Raw genomic sequence first — 17,741 nt, forward strand, 5'->3', positions numbered from 1 at the left:
ATAATACTTTTTTCTTAAAAATTTGTCAAGTAAATAATTTGTTTTTTTAGAAAATTTCGGTTTTCTTTTACAGAATTTACGCAATGGACGTTCATCCGTACTATGTTCCACAGGGTCTCTGGGTTCCCTGCGTGCGTTCAGGTTCGGACGGACACAAAGGTTTCCGAAGTTCATCCATCCGAACAGCATCCTGATACGTAAGTCCTATTTCAGTTATCAGTTGTCAACAATTAGCAAGTGTGTTTAGCAAAATTGACTGTAGCCTCAATATGGAGATCGAGGCTACAAATTAACGGAAAGTTCCAATGTTGAAGGACTACTGAAGTGATTTTAATCGACCCCATACAACGCTCACCTTACCGGTTGGATCCACCGCTTTTGCGGTCGCAAAACGATTTGAAATGAGTTCTGCGTATTCCGTAGCGATCTGATCATTTGGTGGTATGGCTGTTCCACAACACGAGGTATGGAAGTTGATAAACCACCCCTTCATGTCTTTTGTTTGGTAAGCGATTGGATCTGCATTTACGCCGTCGTCGGCATAACTCTCATACTTAAAATCGTTCGCCTTCAACACAGCGAGACCTGATGCACGATTTGAACTCCACTTTTTGAGAGAAGGTATGTACTCCTTCCCAAGATCCGTCGGGCTGACTTGCGAAACCGTGCCATTTGTGACTGTAGCACCAAACACACTCTGCTGCCCGGCACCGGCAGCCGTAACACGTGCCCCTTTATCCCAATAATAGTAGAAGGCGTAATCGCCGATGAATCCACCGATGCCGCCTCCCCTTAACCATGTATAAACTAAGTCTTTCTTGCCTTCCTTCTTAAATATTGTCCCTGGGGTATTCCCTTGCGTGATGATATAGATACCCTGTGGGTTCGCCTCCATATATGCCGCTAACTCGTCGCTATCCACTATTTCAGCAGTTAACTTTCTATCCTCAAGTTCTTCTACGATCATTTCTGCTAACTGACTCGGGTTCGGGACAGCTAAGCCGCCACCGTTTTCAACAGCTGCGTCATAAAACACAGCGACATCCTGTCCAAATGTGTAGCTCGTGCAAATTAGCACGAGAACTGATGCGAAACAAAATACCCTTTTCATTTCCGTGTCCCCCTAATTTGCTGTTTCAAGCTGATTCGTTATCCAATCTTATCATCGAGTTCAGTATAACACGGTTAAACAGAAATGTCAAGAAAAATGGAAATCTTTGCGTATTGACTGCTGACCGCTGACGGAAACCGATTCGTCTGAACTGGGATTTATCGGATTGAAGGATTTTCAGGAATTGGAGGTGTTTTTTGAATGGAAATTGTGCTTGCAAAAAATTAACTTTTCTTCTCAGAGATATGATAAAATTGCTCTATTCGAGAACAGTTAACCTCTATATCAACCTTCACTTAAGAGTGTCACGAGAAAATGTCTACTAATATTCTACAAAAACATATCCAAAAGATGAAACGCTTACGAGTAGATAGGGCACACGGAGCAGCACCTAATAAGCCCATTCTCTTGTTAGCCATCGTTGAACTGATTGAGCAAGGACAGATTCGTGAAAATAAAGTCTCACCATCTCCAGATTTGTTTGAGATTTTCATGAAATATTGGTCAATAGTGACTGACCGAAAACCCAACCTCGCCCTACCATTTTTTCATTTAAAAAGTGAAGGGTTCTGGCACCTCCAAGCAAATGCTGGATACGAAACAGCATTAAAAGTTGCCACCCAAATTAAAACGGTCTCTCGCCTTCGTGAGATTGTTTCATCCGCAAGTTTTGATGATGAGCTTTTCCTCTTACTTACGAATACCCATGACCGAGAAGTAATCCGTCAAACCCTTATAGATACCTATTTCACAGATTTTAAGGCAGATATCGAAAGTCTTATAACTGAAGGACAACATATTGATGCGTACAGACAGGCACTACTGCGGCAAGTCAAACAAACATTTTCATCTTTACAACCGTTGGCACCAACAGAAACAGATAATCCGATTCGCACCGCAGGTTTCCGTCAAGCGATCATGCGAATTTACGATTACACTTGTGCAGTTTGTCAATTGTATGTTCTAACACTGGATGGGGAGAGCGTAACTGAAGCTGCCCACATCATCCCGTTCAAGGTTTCAGGAAACAATGATGTCCGGAATGGAATTTCTCTTTGCAGGCTGCATCACTGGGCGTTTGACAATGGCTTGATTTCTTTCGACAAGAACTATGAAGTGATTGTCTCAGAACTTATGATTGAACGTGGACCAACAGAGTGGCTGCTAACGACCTTGCGTGGTAAGTCTATATGGTTGCCTGCAGACGAAGAATACCATCCTGCTCAAGATGCCTTGGCATGGCATCGTGAGAAAATTTTCAGACGATAACCTAATCCGTTGCGCGTGCGATGGACGTGATTTTTCGCTTGCATTGCAAGTTCGTTTCGTCTAAACTCATACAGAGGCATTCAGTTTTCAGCAGTCAGCAAAGATCAGAAAGAATCGGGGTTAGAAACCCCTCCCACAGGTGTTACGCGGCGCGATTACAAAGCGCGTCTACCCAATAAGGATCTATAGATTAGGAGGTAAGCGTATGACGATACGAGTCGGTATTGTGGGTGCGGGTGGTATCTCACGTGCACACCAGCGGACTTATACGGCAGTAGGCGGTTTCGAGATTGTTGCGGTCTGCGACATCATCAAGAGTAAGGCAAACGAAGCTGCCGATAAGTGGGGTGTCCCAAGGAAACACGTCTTCACCAGCTACAACAAGATGCTTGAGATGGACGAAATTGATACGGTCAGCGTTTGCACTTACAACCAAGGCCATCGCCGTCCAACGGTCGCAGCGTTGAATGCTGGTAAGCATGTCTTTTGTGAGAAACCGATGGCAGCGACGCTCCCTGATGCGACCGCAATGGTGCGCGCCGCGAAAGCGTCGGGCAAAATCTTGCAAATCGGTATCCACAGCACCTTTAATCCGAGACTCCAATTCGCTAAGAAGTTGATCGATTCAGGACTGCTCGGCGACATCTATTATTCTGAATCTACAGGAGGTAGTCGACGCAGGAATCCGGGACGTACATTCATCTACAAAAAGACCGCAGGTGCCGGCGCAATCGTAGATGTCGGTGTCTACAATATGCACGATTCGTTGTATGCGATGGGGTATCCAAAACCAGTGCGGGTCTCCGCGATTACCGAGGATTGCATCTCCCAGCAAGATCCGCAATTTAAGGGTATCATGGACGTTGAAGAGTTCGGTGTCGCATGGGTCCGGTTTGACAATGGCGGTGTGATGGTATTCAAAATCTCTTGGGTAGTGCATCAGGATTCGCTCGGTCCGAGTTTTTGTCTCGGTAAAGAAGCAGGTATTTCTCTGAACGAACCCGTTGTCTATGCCGATGCTTATACAAATGACCTGAAGAAACTTGTCAAATCCGAAGGACTCACCGCAGAAGCGAACCCACCGGAAGGGATGACGACGATCCAGTTCTCTGGATTCCCAGAGGTCGATGTCTGGCAAGCACAGATAACGGCGTTCCGTGAAGCCGTCAAAGTGGACGCACCATCGCCGATACTCCCAGAGGGTGTCCTACTCACGAATGTAATTATGGATGGTATTTTCCGTTCACATGCAGCGGGGAAAGAGGTTGCAGTGAGAGTGCCGGAGGTTGAATAGCCGTCAGTAGACGAGATTGGAAACCTCGTCAGCAAAAGAGTGGACGTAAATTCTGATGAGGAGATAAGCGTATGACAATTCGAGTCGGTATTGTGGGTACAGGTGGTATTTCACGGGCACACCATAGGACTTATACGGCAGTAGGCGGTTTCGAGATCGTTGCGGTCTGCGACATCATCAAAAGCAAGGCAAACGAGGCTGCCGATAAGTGGGGTGTCCCGAGGAAACACGTCTTCACCAGCTACAACAAGATGCTTGAGATGGACGAAATTGATACGGTCAGTGTTTGCACTTACAACCAAGGCCATCGCCGTCCGACAGTGGCAGCCTTGAACGCCGGTAAACACGTCTTTTGTGAGAAACCGATGGCAGCGACGCTCCCTGATGCGACCGCAATGGTACGCGCCGCGAAAGCGTCGGGCAAAATCTTGCAGATCGGTCTCAAAAGTGCCTTTGATCCGAGACTCCAATTCGCTAAAAAAGTGATTGACAAAGGACTGCTCGGCGACATCTATTATTCTGAATCTACAGGCTGCAGGCGACGCGGGAATCCTGGACGAACGTTCATCTACAAAAGGACCGCGGGGGCGGGTGCAATCGTAGACATCGGTGTCTATAATATGCACAACTCGTTGTATGCGATGGGGTATCCGAAACCGGTACGCGTCTCTGCCATCACAGAGGATTACATCTCGCAGCAGGATCCAAGGTTTAAGGGTATCATGGACGTTGAAGAGTTCGGTGTCGCATGGGTCCGGTTTGACAATGGCGGTGTGATGGTGTTCAAAATCTCTTGGGCGATCCATCAAGATTCGCTCGGTCCGAGTTTCTGCCTCGGTAAAGAAATGGGTATCTCTCTGAATGGACCGGTTGTCTATGCCGATGCCTATACCGATGAACTTAAGAAACTCGTCAAATCCGAAGGACTCACCGCAGAAGCGAACCCACCCGAGGGTATGACGACGGTCCGGTTATCAGGGTTTCCTGAGGTCAATGTCTGGGAAGCACAGATGACAGCGTTCCGTGAAGCCGTCAAAGCGGATGAACCGTCGCTGCTACCACCAGAAGGCGTTCTGCTGACGAACGTGATTATGGACGGTATCTTCCGTTCACATGCAGCAGGAAAAGAGGTTGCAGTGAGAGTGCCGGAGATTTAGGTATAGCAGTCAGTCATCAGCAGTTAGTTGTCAGTGGAGACGGTATATTTTAGTGTCTACATAATTTTATTTTTGACCATAAATTCATTATGAGGAGATAAGGGTATGACTGTCAAGGTTGGTATTATTGGTACAGGTGGCATTTCACGTGCGCACCGGAGCACATACGAGAAAGTCGGTGGTTTCGAGATCATCGCGGTCTGCGACATCATTAAAAGCAAGGCGAACCAAGCCGCTGATGAGTGGGGTGTTCCGAGAAAGAACGCTTTTTCAAGTTACAACAAAATGCTTGAAATGGATGAACTCGATGGGGTGAGTGTCTGCACTTACAATCAGGGACATCGGCGACCAACGGTCGCAGCGTTGAACGCCGGTAAACATGTTCTCTGTGAAAAACCGATGGCGGCGACACTCTCAGATGCGACCGCGATGGTGCGGGCAGCGAAGGCATCAGGCAAAATCTTACAAATCGGTCTCAATCCTACGTTTGATCCGAGGATCCAATTCATCAGAAAAGCGTTCGACGCGGGATTGTTCGGCGATATCTACTATTCTGAGTCTGCAGGCTGCAGGCGACGCGGGAATCCTGGACATACATTCATCTATAAAAAGACAGCGGGGGCGGGGGCAACCGTGGATATCGGTGTCTACAATATGCACGCTTCGCTGTATGCGATGGGGTATCCGAAACCGGTGCGTGTCTCCGCGATTACCGAGGATTATATCTCGCAGCAGGATCCGAGATTTAAAGGGATCATGGATGTCGAAGAATTCGGTGCAGCGTGGGTGCGGTTTGACAATGGTGGTGTGATGGTGTTCAAAATCTCTTGGGCGGTGCATCAGGACTCACTCGGCGGCAACTTCCATCTTGGGACGAAAGCGGGTTTCTCGTTGGGTGGACCGGTTATTTATGCCGATGCGTATGCCGGTGAACTCAAGAAGTTTGTCGAATCGGAGGGATTAACAGCGGAACCGAACCCACCAGAAGGTATGACGACGATCCAGTTCTCAGGGTTCCCGCAGTCCGATAACTGGGCGGCACAGATGATCGCGTTCCGTGAAGCTGTCAAAGCGGACGCGCCGTCACCGATACCGCCAGAGGGTGTTCTGCTCACGAATGTGATTATGGACGGTATTTTCCGTTCACATGCAGCGGGGAAAGAGGTTGCGGTGAGGGTGCCGAAGATTTAGGTATTCTTCGGTGTGGTTCGGAACCCGCACAAATGATAATATATTTTGCTGGCGGGGTTTGCAACCCCGCCTTTTTCATACGTGACTCAGACAAACTTAGGAATCGCAACCGGGAGGTCGCTCCTAATAGGCGTTCCTCAATATACTTCTCTAAAAATCCTTCAGATCTCCCCATGTTGTGGAAAGCTTCGTCCCAGGCATTACTGACAATCTTCCCTTGTCTGGAATCCCTTTACCAGTGATGATAATATTATCAAATCTCGCCGTATAACTTGTAAGGCCAAAGCCTACACCTCCTGTAAGAAAGCGATCCAAATTACCTGCTTTCTGATTAATGACTTCTCGACCACCACGCCAGAAAATGAAGTCCTGTCCAGTCTCGACGACTTTTGTGTCATTTACCCAAAAAATGAAGGCACCTCCCTTAACACTTAACTTCAGGGTATACCAAGTGTCTAGTCTCAAAGGTGGATGAGCTTCAAGGTAGAGGATGACTGTGACGAGGTCGTGGAAATCGCCGACACGACAATTTGCGTTTGATTCAGGGAACAAATCGTCACCAATCTCGCAGAACATTAGCCAAGTTTCATTGATCCGCGCTGCAATCACTAAACTGCCGCGACCATGTTTTTGAAGTGGTTTGATCCTAGCTTCGACGGTATAATTTTGCCATGTCTCGTCTCCAATCGTGAGTAAACGTGTCCATCCATCAACACTTATTGCGTGAAGTTCACGATCAATTACCTCCCAAGAGCCCGGTGCAGCATCGTTTCGGATCAGTTCCTGCCACTCTTCTAAATCTGCGTCATCAAAGGTTTCAATAAACGTTCCTGCCAACACAGAGAACGTGAAAAAAAACAGAGCGCATCCAACAATTGTTAATTTCATGATAATGTTCCTTTAACCAGGTTTTATTTTGTATAAAACCGTACCTACTGACTACTGATTGCCGACTGCTATTTTCAAACCGCCTCTACCGTGTTTTGGGACAGATAACAGACATCCGTGCCCGCATCCCCCGCACATCTACCGTCAATTTCTGGGCAACCCTGAGAGAACGTCGCTGTTTTAGTTCATCATCAAGCAGAGCGTCTTGAGAAGTGAGTAGCACCATCCTCCCTCTCGGTTTCAGGACACGCTCATATTCTCTAAGACACTGGCGATACAGATTCGTAAGTTGCGAGACATTTCCGATTGTCTCTCCGAACGGGAGATTACAAACAATTTTATCAACAGTATTCGATCCTAACGGTAAACTCCGTGCATCCCAGTGAAAGAATTGGCGCGGCTGATGTTTCCGTCCGAAATTCGCCACGGTAGCGTCTAAAGCGTCTGCAGAGACATCGCCCCCAATTAAGTATCGATACCGCTTGATAAGTGCCCGTTCCAAAAGGATAGTTCCGGCACCACACATCGCATCCAAAAAGACATCCTCTGGATGGGGTCGCGAAAGGCGCGCCATACTGTATGCTAATGTCGGTTTGAGGGATGCAGGAATGTGTGCGTGTTTGTAGGGACGTTGCGCCATATCGTTTCCTGAGAGTTTGACGCTGATATACCCGTCGTCGCCATGTACCTCTGCCCAGACATCCAATGCTGAGTTTGCCGAGTTCAGATACCAGCCGCGCTTCAATAACGCTTGTTCCACGACGCGCTGGAGGTCAACGCGTCGGAAGTTACGTTTTCCTGAGAGTCGGCTTGTTACCCGAAACGGTGTTCGTTTTCGGACGCGGATCCCTACCTGCCGACAGCATTCAAACATCTCTTTGAAATTGAAGCGTGCAAGTGAACCGCTGAGTGCCGCTAACGAGCTGCGTGAACGGGTCATCTTCGGCAGCTGCTTCAAGATGAGAAAGAGATGTTCGGCTGTCCGCAGGGATAGTAATTCCCGCGGATTCCCTGTGTATTGGAAGAGGAGCCGCTGCGGTTTGCGTTCCAAGATTTTCAGATGTCCTGTGTCGCTAAAACGTTCAGATAATTCTTCACGTGCAAGGTTTTCTAACCCCGCGCTTACGATAATGGAATAAAGCATGATTTTCTTTCAGTGGTCAGAAGAATAGTTTTCAGATGTCGGTTGTCAGGATTGTACGAAACCTAATAGTTAGGTTTAGAGACTTACTTTGAAGGTGATTCGGGCCAGTTTAAGTGGCGGTGTAGGAAACTGAAGGTGCCATCGGAATTAATCTGATGTCCGCCATCAAAAAATTCTATCTCCGTCCTATCGGCAATGCCCAATCGGACGTAAAGCCGTCGGACGACTGCGAACTCGTGCGCGACCCACTCATCGGGTGCAACACCGTCGTCGTGTCCGCGCTCCACCATAAACGGGCGCGGCGCGATGAGACCCGCCATCTCGCCGTAGTTGAATGTGTTCCCTAAATCAAACTCCGGCATCTCATATTCACCCGTGAACATGTAACTATACCGAGAATCATAGGTCGCATTTTTGACGATCCACTCGTTGAAATCAGCGGAACAGATTGAGCAGGCGTACCGATCCAGCACTGCGGGAACACGCATGGCTGTCTTGCCACCGTAAGATAACCCATAAAATCCGAGTCTATCTGCATCAACGAAGGGGAGTCCCGCTAACCAATCGAGCGTCCGTTCATGTTGACGGATAATCAACGAAAAGAGCGACCATTTTATCGGGTTCGCCTTACGTTGAATGACGCGGAAGGCATCTTGACCGATGTAAGGATTCTGTGGTGCGTAGGTAATAAATCCCCTATCTGCTAGCTGTGCAGCGTAGGAATGATAGACAGATTCTATCTTCGGATCGGCGGTATCCTGTGGTCTCCCTTCTAAACCGTGTTGACAGACAACAACGGGACGTTGTTCACCGGGCTGCAGATCATTTGGCAGGAGTAAGATGCCGTAAGCGAAAACGCCTTCCCAGACATCAAGGACGACTTCATAGCCTTTCCAACGGGGTTCGTCATAAATGAGCCGAGTTCTTGGATTGGCAGGAACATCAGGAGAGGGACATCTACCGATAACATCGTCCCAGAAATAGGTTTTGGCATCCTTACATGTCTCCTCCCACCGTTCGATCGAAGCGGTATCGGTCTTCTCCCAGAAGAACTGTTGCCGCCGCGACGCTGCTTCCCGCAAAAAGCGTTGTGTCAGATTTACGAGTTGCATAAACTGCCGCTTTTGCCGTGCTTCATAGTCAAAATCGTCAACTGTTCTTGAAGCAGTAGCGTGGTATCCGTCAATATATCCATTTTCAACACCCAGTCCGGTGAGAAACGCGGTTAACGTTTCTTGAGAACCCGGCAATCCATCCTCGATAGAAACGAGGTGTAGGGCATCTTCACTACCGAGTTGCTGATAAAAGTCGCGTGCGCGGCTAAACTCTGCCTTGGCGGAGTCTACTGGTGGCGAGACGAGTTGTCCGGGTGCAGCACCGCCGCGACCCTCCCGAAGTGGCGACGGTCCAGCGACTTCAGGACCACGACTCGCTTCAATCATCAGTGGACGTGGTGCGATGAGACTTGCGATTTCGGCATCGCCAAATTCGTGTAGCAGCCCCCATACATTCCGGTAAATCGGTTCTCTCCATACGTCTTGTCGCGATTGGAAATATCCGCTGACAGTCGTCGCCTGAATTCGTGTATCAACCGCTGCACTGTAGAGGGCAATCAGTCCGCCTTCACCATAACCGATAACACCAATCGGCACGTCGGAGAGGGACATCCAGTCAACTAACGATAGCACCTTCTGCACCTCATATCCGATGATATGTCTTCCGAGTTGATACGCCATCCGATAGATGAACTCGCGGTGGGGTTGATTCGTTTTCGCATCAATGGTTGGGTTAACGGAATAGGTATCGTCACGGTTGATAAGCAGCGGGACAACGACACGGCACCCCGCCTTTGCCAAACGTCTCGCAAACTGGGCATTTGTAGGTAACTCGTCTGTTACACCGGCTACCATCTCCGGTGTCCAGTCGGCATCGGGGAGCGCGACGACCTGCGCGATCATCGGGACATTGTGCTTCGGTTCCAAGAGCATCCCTTCACCGTCTACCTCGTCAAACACCCGCCAACGGACGCGGGATACGGTGTAGTTCTCATCTGCTGTGATCTGTGTGTCATCTTTTGTCGTGGCGACGTAACTCAGTGCCTCAATCGGCAGCCGTTCATCAAGACACCCGATCTGTTTTCTAAACCGTTCCCGATTCGGTTCCACAGATTCAGCGTAAGCATCATGAGAACTATAGTCGCGATGCCACAACGTCTCCCGTTTTTCAAGGGAATTCGCTACCGCGTTAGTAACATAACCGTCAAGCACCTCAACCATCTGTGCGGCGAGGTCCCCTTCCGCTGTTAACGGGTTCGTTCCGTGTAATGTCTGTGCAGTGTTGTTTGACATGCGAACTCCTTTGAGGGTTAGTCATCAGCCATTGGCTATCAGCAATCAGTTATAAGTATTCCGTTATTATTTTCAAATAACGCCGTCTTGTTTTAACTTTGCCACTTCGTCTGGAGACATTTTCAGTACGCCGGTCAGTATCTCGGTTGTGTGTTCGCCGAGACTCGGTGCAGGTGCCTCCACGTGTCCGGGGGTTTCCGATAACTTGATCGGCACACCCGGAACTTCAACTTTACCGGTAATCTGATGCGCGACACGGGCAATCATCTCTCTCGCTTGTACCTGTGGATGGCTCACCACTTTGTCCATTGTATTGATAGGCCCGCACGGCACACCAATTTGTCCAAGGGCATCGATCCAGTCGTCGGTTACCCGTTGGGACATAATGTCCGAAAGTATCGGGAACAATTCCGCATGATTTTCCGTCCGATCAGCGTTTGTTTGGAAACGTTCATCCGAAATGAGATCCTGCCGATTGACATGCTCACAGAATTTTGCCCAGAGGGTATCGTTTCCGAGTGCGATGATAACGTGTCCATCCGCAGATGCGAACGCCTCAAACGGTGTAATGGCGGGGTGTCTCGCACCGAGTGGTTTCGGTGCCTCGCCTGTGGCGAAATAGCGGACAACAGCGTTTTCCAAGACAGCGACGAGGCTATCTAACATCGCGACATCTACAAACTGTCCCCTTCCTGTTTGGTTGCGGTGGTGTAGTGCCGAGAGAACACCGATTGTCGTGAAGAGGGCTGCGGTGATGTCGCTGATAGAGGTGCCGACGCGTACCGGCGGTCCTTCCGGTTCACCCGTGATGCTGATGATGCCGCCCATGCCTTGAATGATCATGTCGTAAGCACCCTGTTGTGCATAGGGGCCGGTTTGTCCGAAACCTGAACACGCGGCGTAGATGAGCGAAGGATGCTCAGTTCTCAGCGTGTCGTAATCCAACCCCAATTTTTCCATCGTTCCGGGTCGGAAATTCTCCACGACAATATCGGTGTGTGCTAACAACTGCTTGAATATGGCTTGTCCACGTTCGGTTTTAAGGTTGAGTGTGATGCTCCGTTTACCGCGATTCACGCTCATGAAATAGAGACTGAACCCGTTTTTGAAGGGACCGAAGTTCCGAGATTCGTCCCCTATGCTGGGTTGTTCAATCTTGATTACCTCTGCGCCGAGGTCGCCGAGTAGCATTGTTGCGTAGGGACCGGCGAGGACGCGTGTCAAATCTAAGACCTTTATGCCGTCCAGTGGACCTGGCATTATCGTTTCTCCTGTATGGTTCAGCAGGTGCAATTAAATGACGCTTGAATAAAGGGTCGTGAACGCAGCTCGCTTCTACAGAATCGTTCAGGTAAGAGGTCGCGAGCGCAGCTCGCTCCGACAGAATAACTTGCTGAAAGGATCGCGAGCGCAGCTCGCTCCTACCTATAATTCTTCGCCAACGATGAGGCGGTATGCCTCTCGATATTTCTCGCTTGTCTTGGAGATAACATCCTCCGGTAGCTCAGGCGCGGGGGGTTCCTTGTTCCAACCGATTTCGGAGAGGTAGTCCCTAACGAACTGCTTATCGAAACTCTGCTGCGGCTTGCCGGGTTCGTAGAGATCCGCGGGCCAGAAACGGGAGGAGTCCGGCGTGAAGACTTCATCAATGACAATCAGTTTTCCATCGTGTTGCCCGAATTCAAATTTGGTGTCACAGAGGATAATCCCGGCGTTTTCGGCGTGTTGACTCGCGGCTTCAAAGAGTGCAAAACTGGCCTGAATCAATTGATCCGTTAGTTCGCTGCCGACTTCGTTACGCATCTCATCAATGGAGATCGGTTCGTCATGCTCGCCTTGTTCCGCTTTGGTTGTCGGTGTGAACAGGAGTTCAGGGAGCCGATCGGATTCGCGCAGTCCATCCGGCAGTTTTTGACCACAGATTTCGCCTGTTTTCTGATACGAGGACCAACCGGAACCGGCGAGATACCCACGGACGACGCATTCAACATCAACGCGATCGGCTTTTCGGACAAGCATGGAGCGTCCCTTTAGCAGCTCCGCATCAGGCTGCAACGCATCGGGATAATCTTCAACTTCTGTCGTAATCAGATGATTATCAGCGACGGAGCCGGTGTAGTTGAACCAGAATGTGGACAGACCGGTTAGGACCTTCCCTTTATCAGGGATACCGTTCGGCAAAACGACATCAAAGGCGGATATCCGATCGGTGGAGACGATCAAGAGTTCATCGCCGAGGTCATAAAGGTCGCGTACCTTACCGCTGTGGGCAGGGGTTAAATTGGTTAATTTTGTAGATGTTATAACGTTTTGAGACATATTTTTCTCCTTTAGTAGCCGTCAGCCATCAGCCGTCGGCTGTCAATTTTATTCCGCCAGTAGGTCTTGTAAGACAACAGCAGTTTTATGGGTTGTATCAATTTGAAGTGCCTTATTAATCTCCACCGCTGCGGATTGATGTTCGCCGAGATAGAAGTAACATGACGCTTTCAAGGCGTAGAGGTCGGCTTTGGAATCGTAGTCGTGCCGAAAAAGGTATTGTGCATCTGCTTGGAGCGCGTTATCAATCGCACGGATAGCAGACCTGAAATCGTTCGTCTCTTTGTTCCGTAAATAGAGAAGATTTGCCAGCCCAACCCACGCATCCGCATTTGCGGCATCGAGTTGCACAGCGTTCTGGAATGCTTCCTGTGCTAAAAGTGGATTCAGCGACAAGCTGAGATGGCTCCACCCGATCCCGTTATGTGCATCGGCAAGATTTTCATCGAAATTGACTGCGCGCTCAAAACTGAGCAGTGCCTGTGCATAGTTGCCCGACTTGTAGAGACTCCACCCCCGTTCCGTGTAATTGACCGCGCTTGGTGTATTTGGGTCAGAATCACTGGAACAACCGCTCAGTATCAGGAAGCAGAGCGTGAGTATAACTGCACGGACGATATAAGGTGTAGTTTTGAACCTAACAGGATGCATAGCGTGTTTCCCCAGACAGCGCAGACTTCTCACTCCGCAAACAGAAGTTTCAAGGCGGTATAGTTGGAAAGTGTGCCGCTGCATTATTCGGATTTGAGTGTGCTCAGAAGTGGACTTCGGAGTGCAACAGCAACAGCAATTGCATTTGCAATTATACCGAAACCGAAGATGAAAAGCAAGGTAATTGTGAGGGATACCCATGGAAAAGAAGGAAAATGTCCTTGGGAACCCAGAATCGCCACGAGTCCAGCGACAATTCCGATCAGCATCCCGACGGCGAGCAGGAAGCAGCTTTCAAGGAACAGCATTCGCGAGAGCAGCTGCCGACGGAACCCGAAAGCGCGTAAGGTTGCCAATTCGCCACGACGCTCAATGATATTTCTAAAGAATACCAGTGCCAACCCGAAAGTGCCGAGTAGCACGCCTAAACCGCCGAGGCTTTGGAAAGTGGAGATATAGGTGTTTTCAACAGCGCGATAACTTTCTAATCGCGCGGATGCCGATGTAAGGTCAAAACCATAATCGGCCAATGTTTCCTCTAAGACGTGTGCGGTCTCTTCTCGCAGTGCTTGCGGTGTTTTGATGAGGAAAAACTGATACCCACTTTGGCTTGGGAAGTATTTCGTGAAGTTAGACGCAGAGATAATCAATTGGCTCTGAAAAAGGCTGTTTTTAAGTGTCACAAGTTCAAGACTGAGTGGTTTTCCGAATTCATCTTGAATCAGAAAATCGTCCTTGGGGTTATGGTGTAAAATCCAACGGAGCGAGTTTTCATCACCGATAGCGATGGCTTTACCATCTACAGGTTGTCCTTCCCATAAGTTGCTCCAAGGGAGTTCGTCAAGCATGGTATTCGATGCCCCCAAAATTTGCGGTTTCTGAGGTTGGTAGAGATTCAGGCAGCTGGCATCTTCACCTGGAAGGGCGCGAAACGGGAATATTTCGGATTCACTGAGCAGCTCGGATGCTTTTTCAGAAAAACCGAGTTCAAATTTGCCATCGGGTGTATTGAGACTGTGGTGTAATGGGATCGCGGACTCGGCGACAAAAGCATATGCTGTCTCCGGTGGCGCATCGTGCCGATTCGCACCGACTGCGACAACGATACAACACGCTAAACTTATTGTTTTAATGCAGGTGGTGCTTCGCCCAGGTTGGCGTGCCGCGTTTTTGAGAGCAAATCGCAACCTGTTAAACCGCTTTGGGGCCCTCTGCGATTTTAGCCACCGACCGAAGGCATCCCACCCCATACCGATAATGGCCAAAGTTAATAATAAAAAATCAAGGATGGGGTCTGTAATCCAAGTGCCAAAGGTATCAATAAACCATTTATCAAAGATAACGAAAAAGGCAAGTAAAACGGCTACAAGCGTAGTTCCAATCTTCTTTAAGATTGACATCCTTTTAGAGAATTCCGTCTGTTTGGTTTGCTGTGTGAGCGTTATTTCGGCAAAATCGGTTTCACCAGCGAGGAGTGCTGTTGTAGAAGTCTCACCCAATTGTTGAACAGTTATACGGATAGAGATCATCACAACAGCCAGCGCGATGAGTACGCCACTCAGCAGGCTTATCGGCTTGACGTGAAGTTCCATAAACGGCGTGCCGATGGCAGGCAGCCACCACGTCTGTAGTCCGAATATCATGAGTTCGGCATAGCCCACAGCGAGCAGGCATCCCAACAGACTCCCGATCCCCGCGACGGTCGCGCCCTCGTAAAGGAAACGGCGACGAATTTTGGCGAGTGGATAACCGACAGCCTGTAGGATACCAATCTCACGCGACCGCTGCTCGACACCGACGCGGAAAAGCATCGCGACCAACAGAGCAACAGCGATAATAATAAAACCGCTTAGACTGCCAAACAGCATCCCAAAGTCTGTAGCACCCGCAGCGGCTTGAAGTCCGTCTGCTTGTAGCGATAAGAATTGAAAGCCAACTTGTTCGGGTTGAATCTTTTTCAGGAATTCGGTTTCAAAGTGCGTACGTGTCGCCTGAATATCTGCGCCGGGTGCGTTGCCCATCCGAATAGTGGTAAGATCACCGAATCGGTTTTTCCAGAGTCGTTCGCCGATCTCCAACGGGATAAATGCTTTTGGCGTTGCGCCGTATTCATCCCAATATGTCTCATCCTTGTCTCGCACCAAGGTGTAATCAATTGGGAAAGGGGATTTCCACTCGGACATATCATCGGTATCGTGGATGCCCGGAAATTCAGGGATGATGTTCCTATCAGCAGCAATACCCTCAATTGGAATAATAGTTTTTAAAAAAAAGAGTGCCGTTTCAGTGATATACTCTTCCTCAACACCAACAGTGTAGAAGGTGATGCTGATTTCATCGCCGACTTTCACCCCTAAGTCCGCTGCTGTCCATGTATTGAGCGTAATTTCGCCGGGTTTGCCACGAGCAGGCGTTGCATTTAATGCCTTTTTAATTTCCGCTAACGCCTCTTTAATTTCCGCCACTCGTTGCTTATATTCCGGTGTATTGCCGAGTCTCTGTTTCGTGTTTTTTAAATTACTGACTTCTTTTTCTAAGCTGCTAATTTCCGCCTCAAGTTTTTTGCGCTTTTCAAGTTTTTCTGATTCTAACCGTTTGCGTCCTTGATTGTCCGCTTCTTCGTACGCGAGGCGGTCCGCCTCGGTAGTATACCTGTTAAGAAGTTCCGAAAAAGCCCCCACATCCGTCGGGAGTGCCACGATTGTAGAGTAAGGGATAACCTTATCGTTAGCACTTATTGTATTTGCGAGGTAGGTGAGTGTAGGTAAGGTCGGGATACGATTTTCAGTGGCAACCGTTCGCGCGGTTTCGGACAGCACTGGCTTGAGAAGATACTGCTGACTTTGGAGATCGAAGTGGTTCTCATGCATCTTAGTACGTAACCCGAGACTTTCAAAGGTTAACGATAGATCCGCTGCCGAAATTGCATCCGTATCCGCAGTAAATAAGGCATTCACTTTGCCCCCCTGTCCGAGTGCTTTTTGGAGAACAGGGAGTGCTATGAAAGCGTTGAATGGGAGGCTTTGATGTGCCTGTAGACTGAACCGTCCAGCGTTCTTGGTGGGAATTATATCGCTGACGACCAAACGAAGGCTCTGGATAACATTGGCTGCATCTCGCTCACCGAGCAGAAACTCTGGATGGATGTCTGCGGCTTGAGACATGTTTACCAGCAGCGTATCACCGACTTGGACATTCAGTTCGTTTCCAAGTGCCTCATTAATGACAATAGGGTTGAAGGGTTGCTCAGGTGCTTTGTTGAGATTCAGGGCGGTATCCTCTTGCCAAAATGTGAAGAAATCGTCTGTTACCCCGGCGATGTTAACCTTTGATGCCCGTGCCTGTGTCTGTGGTGCGACGATTGTGCCGTTTAGCAGAATTGCTGGCACTTTATTTTCCCGCTGCAAGAGATCGGGTTGAAAAAAATGGTCTGCGAGGAGGGCGTGTTGGATGGTGCCGAGCCGTTCTGTTGTGAGACTTCGTAGGCTGCCACGCACAGAATCACCCACGATTAAAGCACCTGCGAGTACACCCGTCGCTACAGCGGTGCAAAGTGCGACGGTAAGATGTATCTGCCAAAAGTGTTTAAGGGAATTCCAAGAGAATTTGCGCATTCTGTTTTTAGGTGTGTTAGGTGTCTCTTTCGAGCGTGCATCTGCCATCTACGAGCTGTAGGTGTTGCTCAAAACGTGAAGCCAGCGCGAGGTTGTGTGTGACAACTATCATAATATTTTTTTCAGCGTTGTGCAACTCAAAAAGCAGATCGGCGACAGTATCGGTAGTAGCAGTGTCCAAGTTGCCCGTCGGTTCATCACAGAGGAGAATATCGGGTTGGTTGATGAGTGCGCGTGCGATAGCGACGCGCTGGCGTTCGCCGCCTGACAGTTGCCCCGGTCGGTGCGTTTGCCGGTCTGTTAGCCCAACCCGTCTGAGCAATTGATGTGCGCGTTGCGTTGCACCGGGATCCTGTTTAAAGGCGAGTGAAGGGATCAGAACATTTTCGAGTACGGAATATTGTGGCAGCAGATGGTGATCTTGAAACACAAATCCAATAACCCTATTTCGATACTGTGCAAGTTCAGGTTCAGAGAGGGTAAATGGGTTTGTGTTGTTAATTTTGACCTGTCCAGCCGAGGGTTCTTCTAAGGTGCCGATGATGTGTAGCAGTGTACTTTTGCCTGAGCCAGAGGGACCCGTAATAGCGACGGACGTTCCATCTGTAAGATTAAATGAGATATTCCGTAGGACTCCGACCGTTCCGAAGTCTTTAGATACGTTGGCTATTTTAATCGAGGCAGTAGCAGCGCGAGATTGTTCCATGGATTTTGTGGTTTCTCAGTAGTGTGGGCAGGCACAAGACTTAAAGGAA

Annotated in this window: 13 protein-coding genes; 4 read left to right on the forward strand and 9 right to left on the reverse strand. The window is 49.0% G+C overall.

The genetic code is table 11. From position 1 onward, the window contains the following. Positions 1-316 precede the first annotated feature (316 nt). Positions 317-1,111 carry a hypothetical protein gene (locus tag OXH00_20925; GenBank protein MCY3743485.1) on the reverse strand — a complete coding sequence of 265 codons (795 nt, stop codon included), beginning with the start codon at positions 1,109-1,111 and terminating at the stop codon, positions 317-319. A 315-nt stretch (positions 1,112-1,426) separates the two neighbouring features. On the opposite strand from OXH00_20925, the gene OXH00_20930 reads away from it, so the two are divergent. From OXH00_20930 to OXH00_20945, 4 genes are all read left to right on the forward strand, one after another. Further along, positions 1,427-2,380, forward strand: coding sequence for an HNH endonuclease (locus tag OXH00_20930; protein ID MCY3743486.1), 954 nt, complete (start codon positions 1,427-1,429; stop codon positions 2,378-2,380). 205 nt (positions 2,381-2,585) lie between these two features. After that, the gene (locus tag OXH00_20935; protein MCY3743487.1) at positions 2,586-3,674 is read left to right on the forward strand and encodes a Gfo/Idh/MocA family oxidoreductase; all 1,089 of its coding nucleotides are present in this window, start codon (positions 2,586-2,588) and stop codon (positions 3,672-3,674) included. Between the two features lie 71 nt (positions 3,675-3,745). Next, positions 3,746-4,831, forward strand: a complete 1,086-nt coding sequence (locus OXH00_20940) for a Gfo/Idh/MocA family oxidoreductase (protein MCY3743488.1) — start codon at positions 3,746-3,748, stop codon at positions 4,829-4,831. 105 nt (positions 4,832-4,936) lie between these two features. After that, positions 4,937-6,022, forward strand: coding sequence for a Gfo/Idh/MocA family oxidoreductase (locus tag OXH00_20945; protein ID MCY3743489.1), 1,086 nt, complete (start codon positions 4,937-4,939; stop codon positions 6,020-6,022). Positions 6,023-6,172: 150 nt separating this feature from the next. Here OXH00_20945 and OXH00_20950 read toward each other — a convergent pair whose 3' ends face one another. From OXH00_20950 to OXH00_20985, 8 genes are all read right to left on the reverse strand, one after another. Continuing rightward, positions 6,173-6,910, reverse strand: coding sequence for a hypothetical protein (locus tag OXH00_20950; protein ID MCY3743490.1), 738 nt, complete (start codon positions 6,908-6,910; stop codon positions 6,173-6,175). Between the two features lie 85 nt (positions 6,911-6,995). Continuing rightward, positions 6,996-8,054, reverse strand: a complete 1,059-nt coding sequence (locus tag OXH00_20955) for an RNA methyltransferase (GenBank protein MCY3743491.1) — start codon at positions 8,052-8,054, stop codon at positions 6,996-6,998. An 83-nt stretch (positions 8,055-8,137) separates the two neighbouring features. Next, positions 8,138-10,402 carry a prolyl oligopeptidase family serine peptidase gene (locus OXH00_20960; GenBank protein MCY3743492.1) on the reverse strand — a complete coding sequence of 755 codons (2,265 nt, stop codon included), beginning with the start codon at positions 10,400-10,402 and terminating at the stop codon, positions 8,138-8,140. Positions 10,403-10,474: 72 nt separating this feature from the next. After that, entirely contained in the window at positions 10,475-11,662 is a 1,188-nt protein-coding gene (locus OXH00_20965) for a CoA transferase (protein ID MCY3743493.1), read from the reverse strand. A 165-nt stretch (positions 11,663-11,827) separates the two neighbouring features. Beyond that, a complete protein-coding gene (locus OXH00_20970; GenBank protein MCY3743494.1) occupies positions 11,828-12,721 on the reverse strand; it encodes a phosphoribosylaminoimidazolesuccinocarboxamide synthase in 894 nt (297 codons plus the stop codon). Positions 12,722-12,769: 48 nt separating this feature from the next. After that, positions 12,770-13,372 (reverse strand): tetratricopeptide repeat protein, encoded by a 603-nt coding sequence (locus OXH00_20975; protein ID MCY3743495.1) that lies wholly within the window; start codon positions 13,370-13,372, stop codon positions 12,770-12,772. An 83-nt stretch (positions 13,373-13,455) separates the two neighbouring features. Then, the gene (locus OXH00_20980) at positions 13,456-17,034 is read right to left on the reverse strand and encodes an FtsX-like permease family protein (GenBank protein ID MCY3743496.1); all 3,579 of its coding nucleotides are present in this window, start codon (positions 17,032-17,034) and stop codon (positions 13,456-13,458) included. After that, on the reverse strand, positions 17,003-17,692 hold the full coding sequence (locus tag OXH00_20985) for an ABC transporter ATP-binding protein (GenBank protein ID MCY3743497.1): 690 nt from the start codon (positions 17,690-17,692) through the stop codon (positions 17,003-17,005). The genes OXH00_20980 and OXH00_20985 overlap by 32 nt, the downstream gene beginning before the upstream one ends. Between the last annotated feature and the right edge of the window lie 49 nt (positions 17,693-17,741).

The organism is Candidatus Poribacteria bacterium, assembly GCA_026706025.1.
GTDB lineage: Bacteria > Poribacteria > WGA-4E > WGA-4E > WGA-3G > WGA-3G.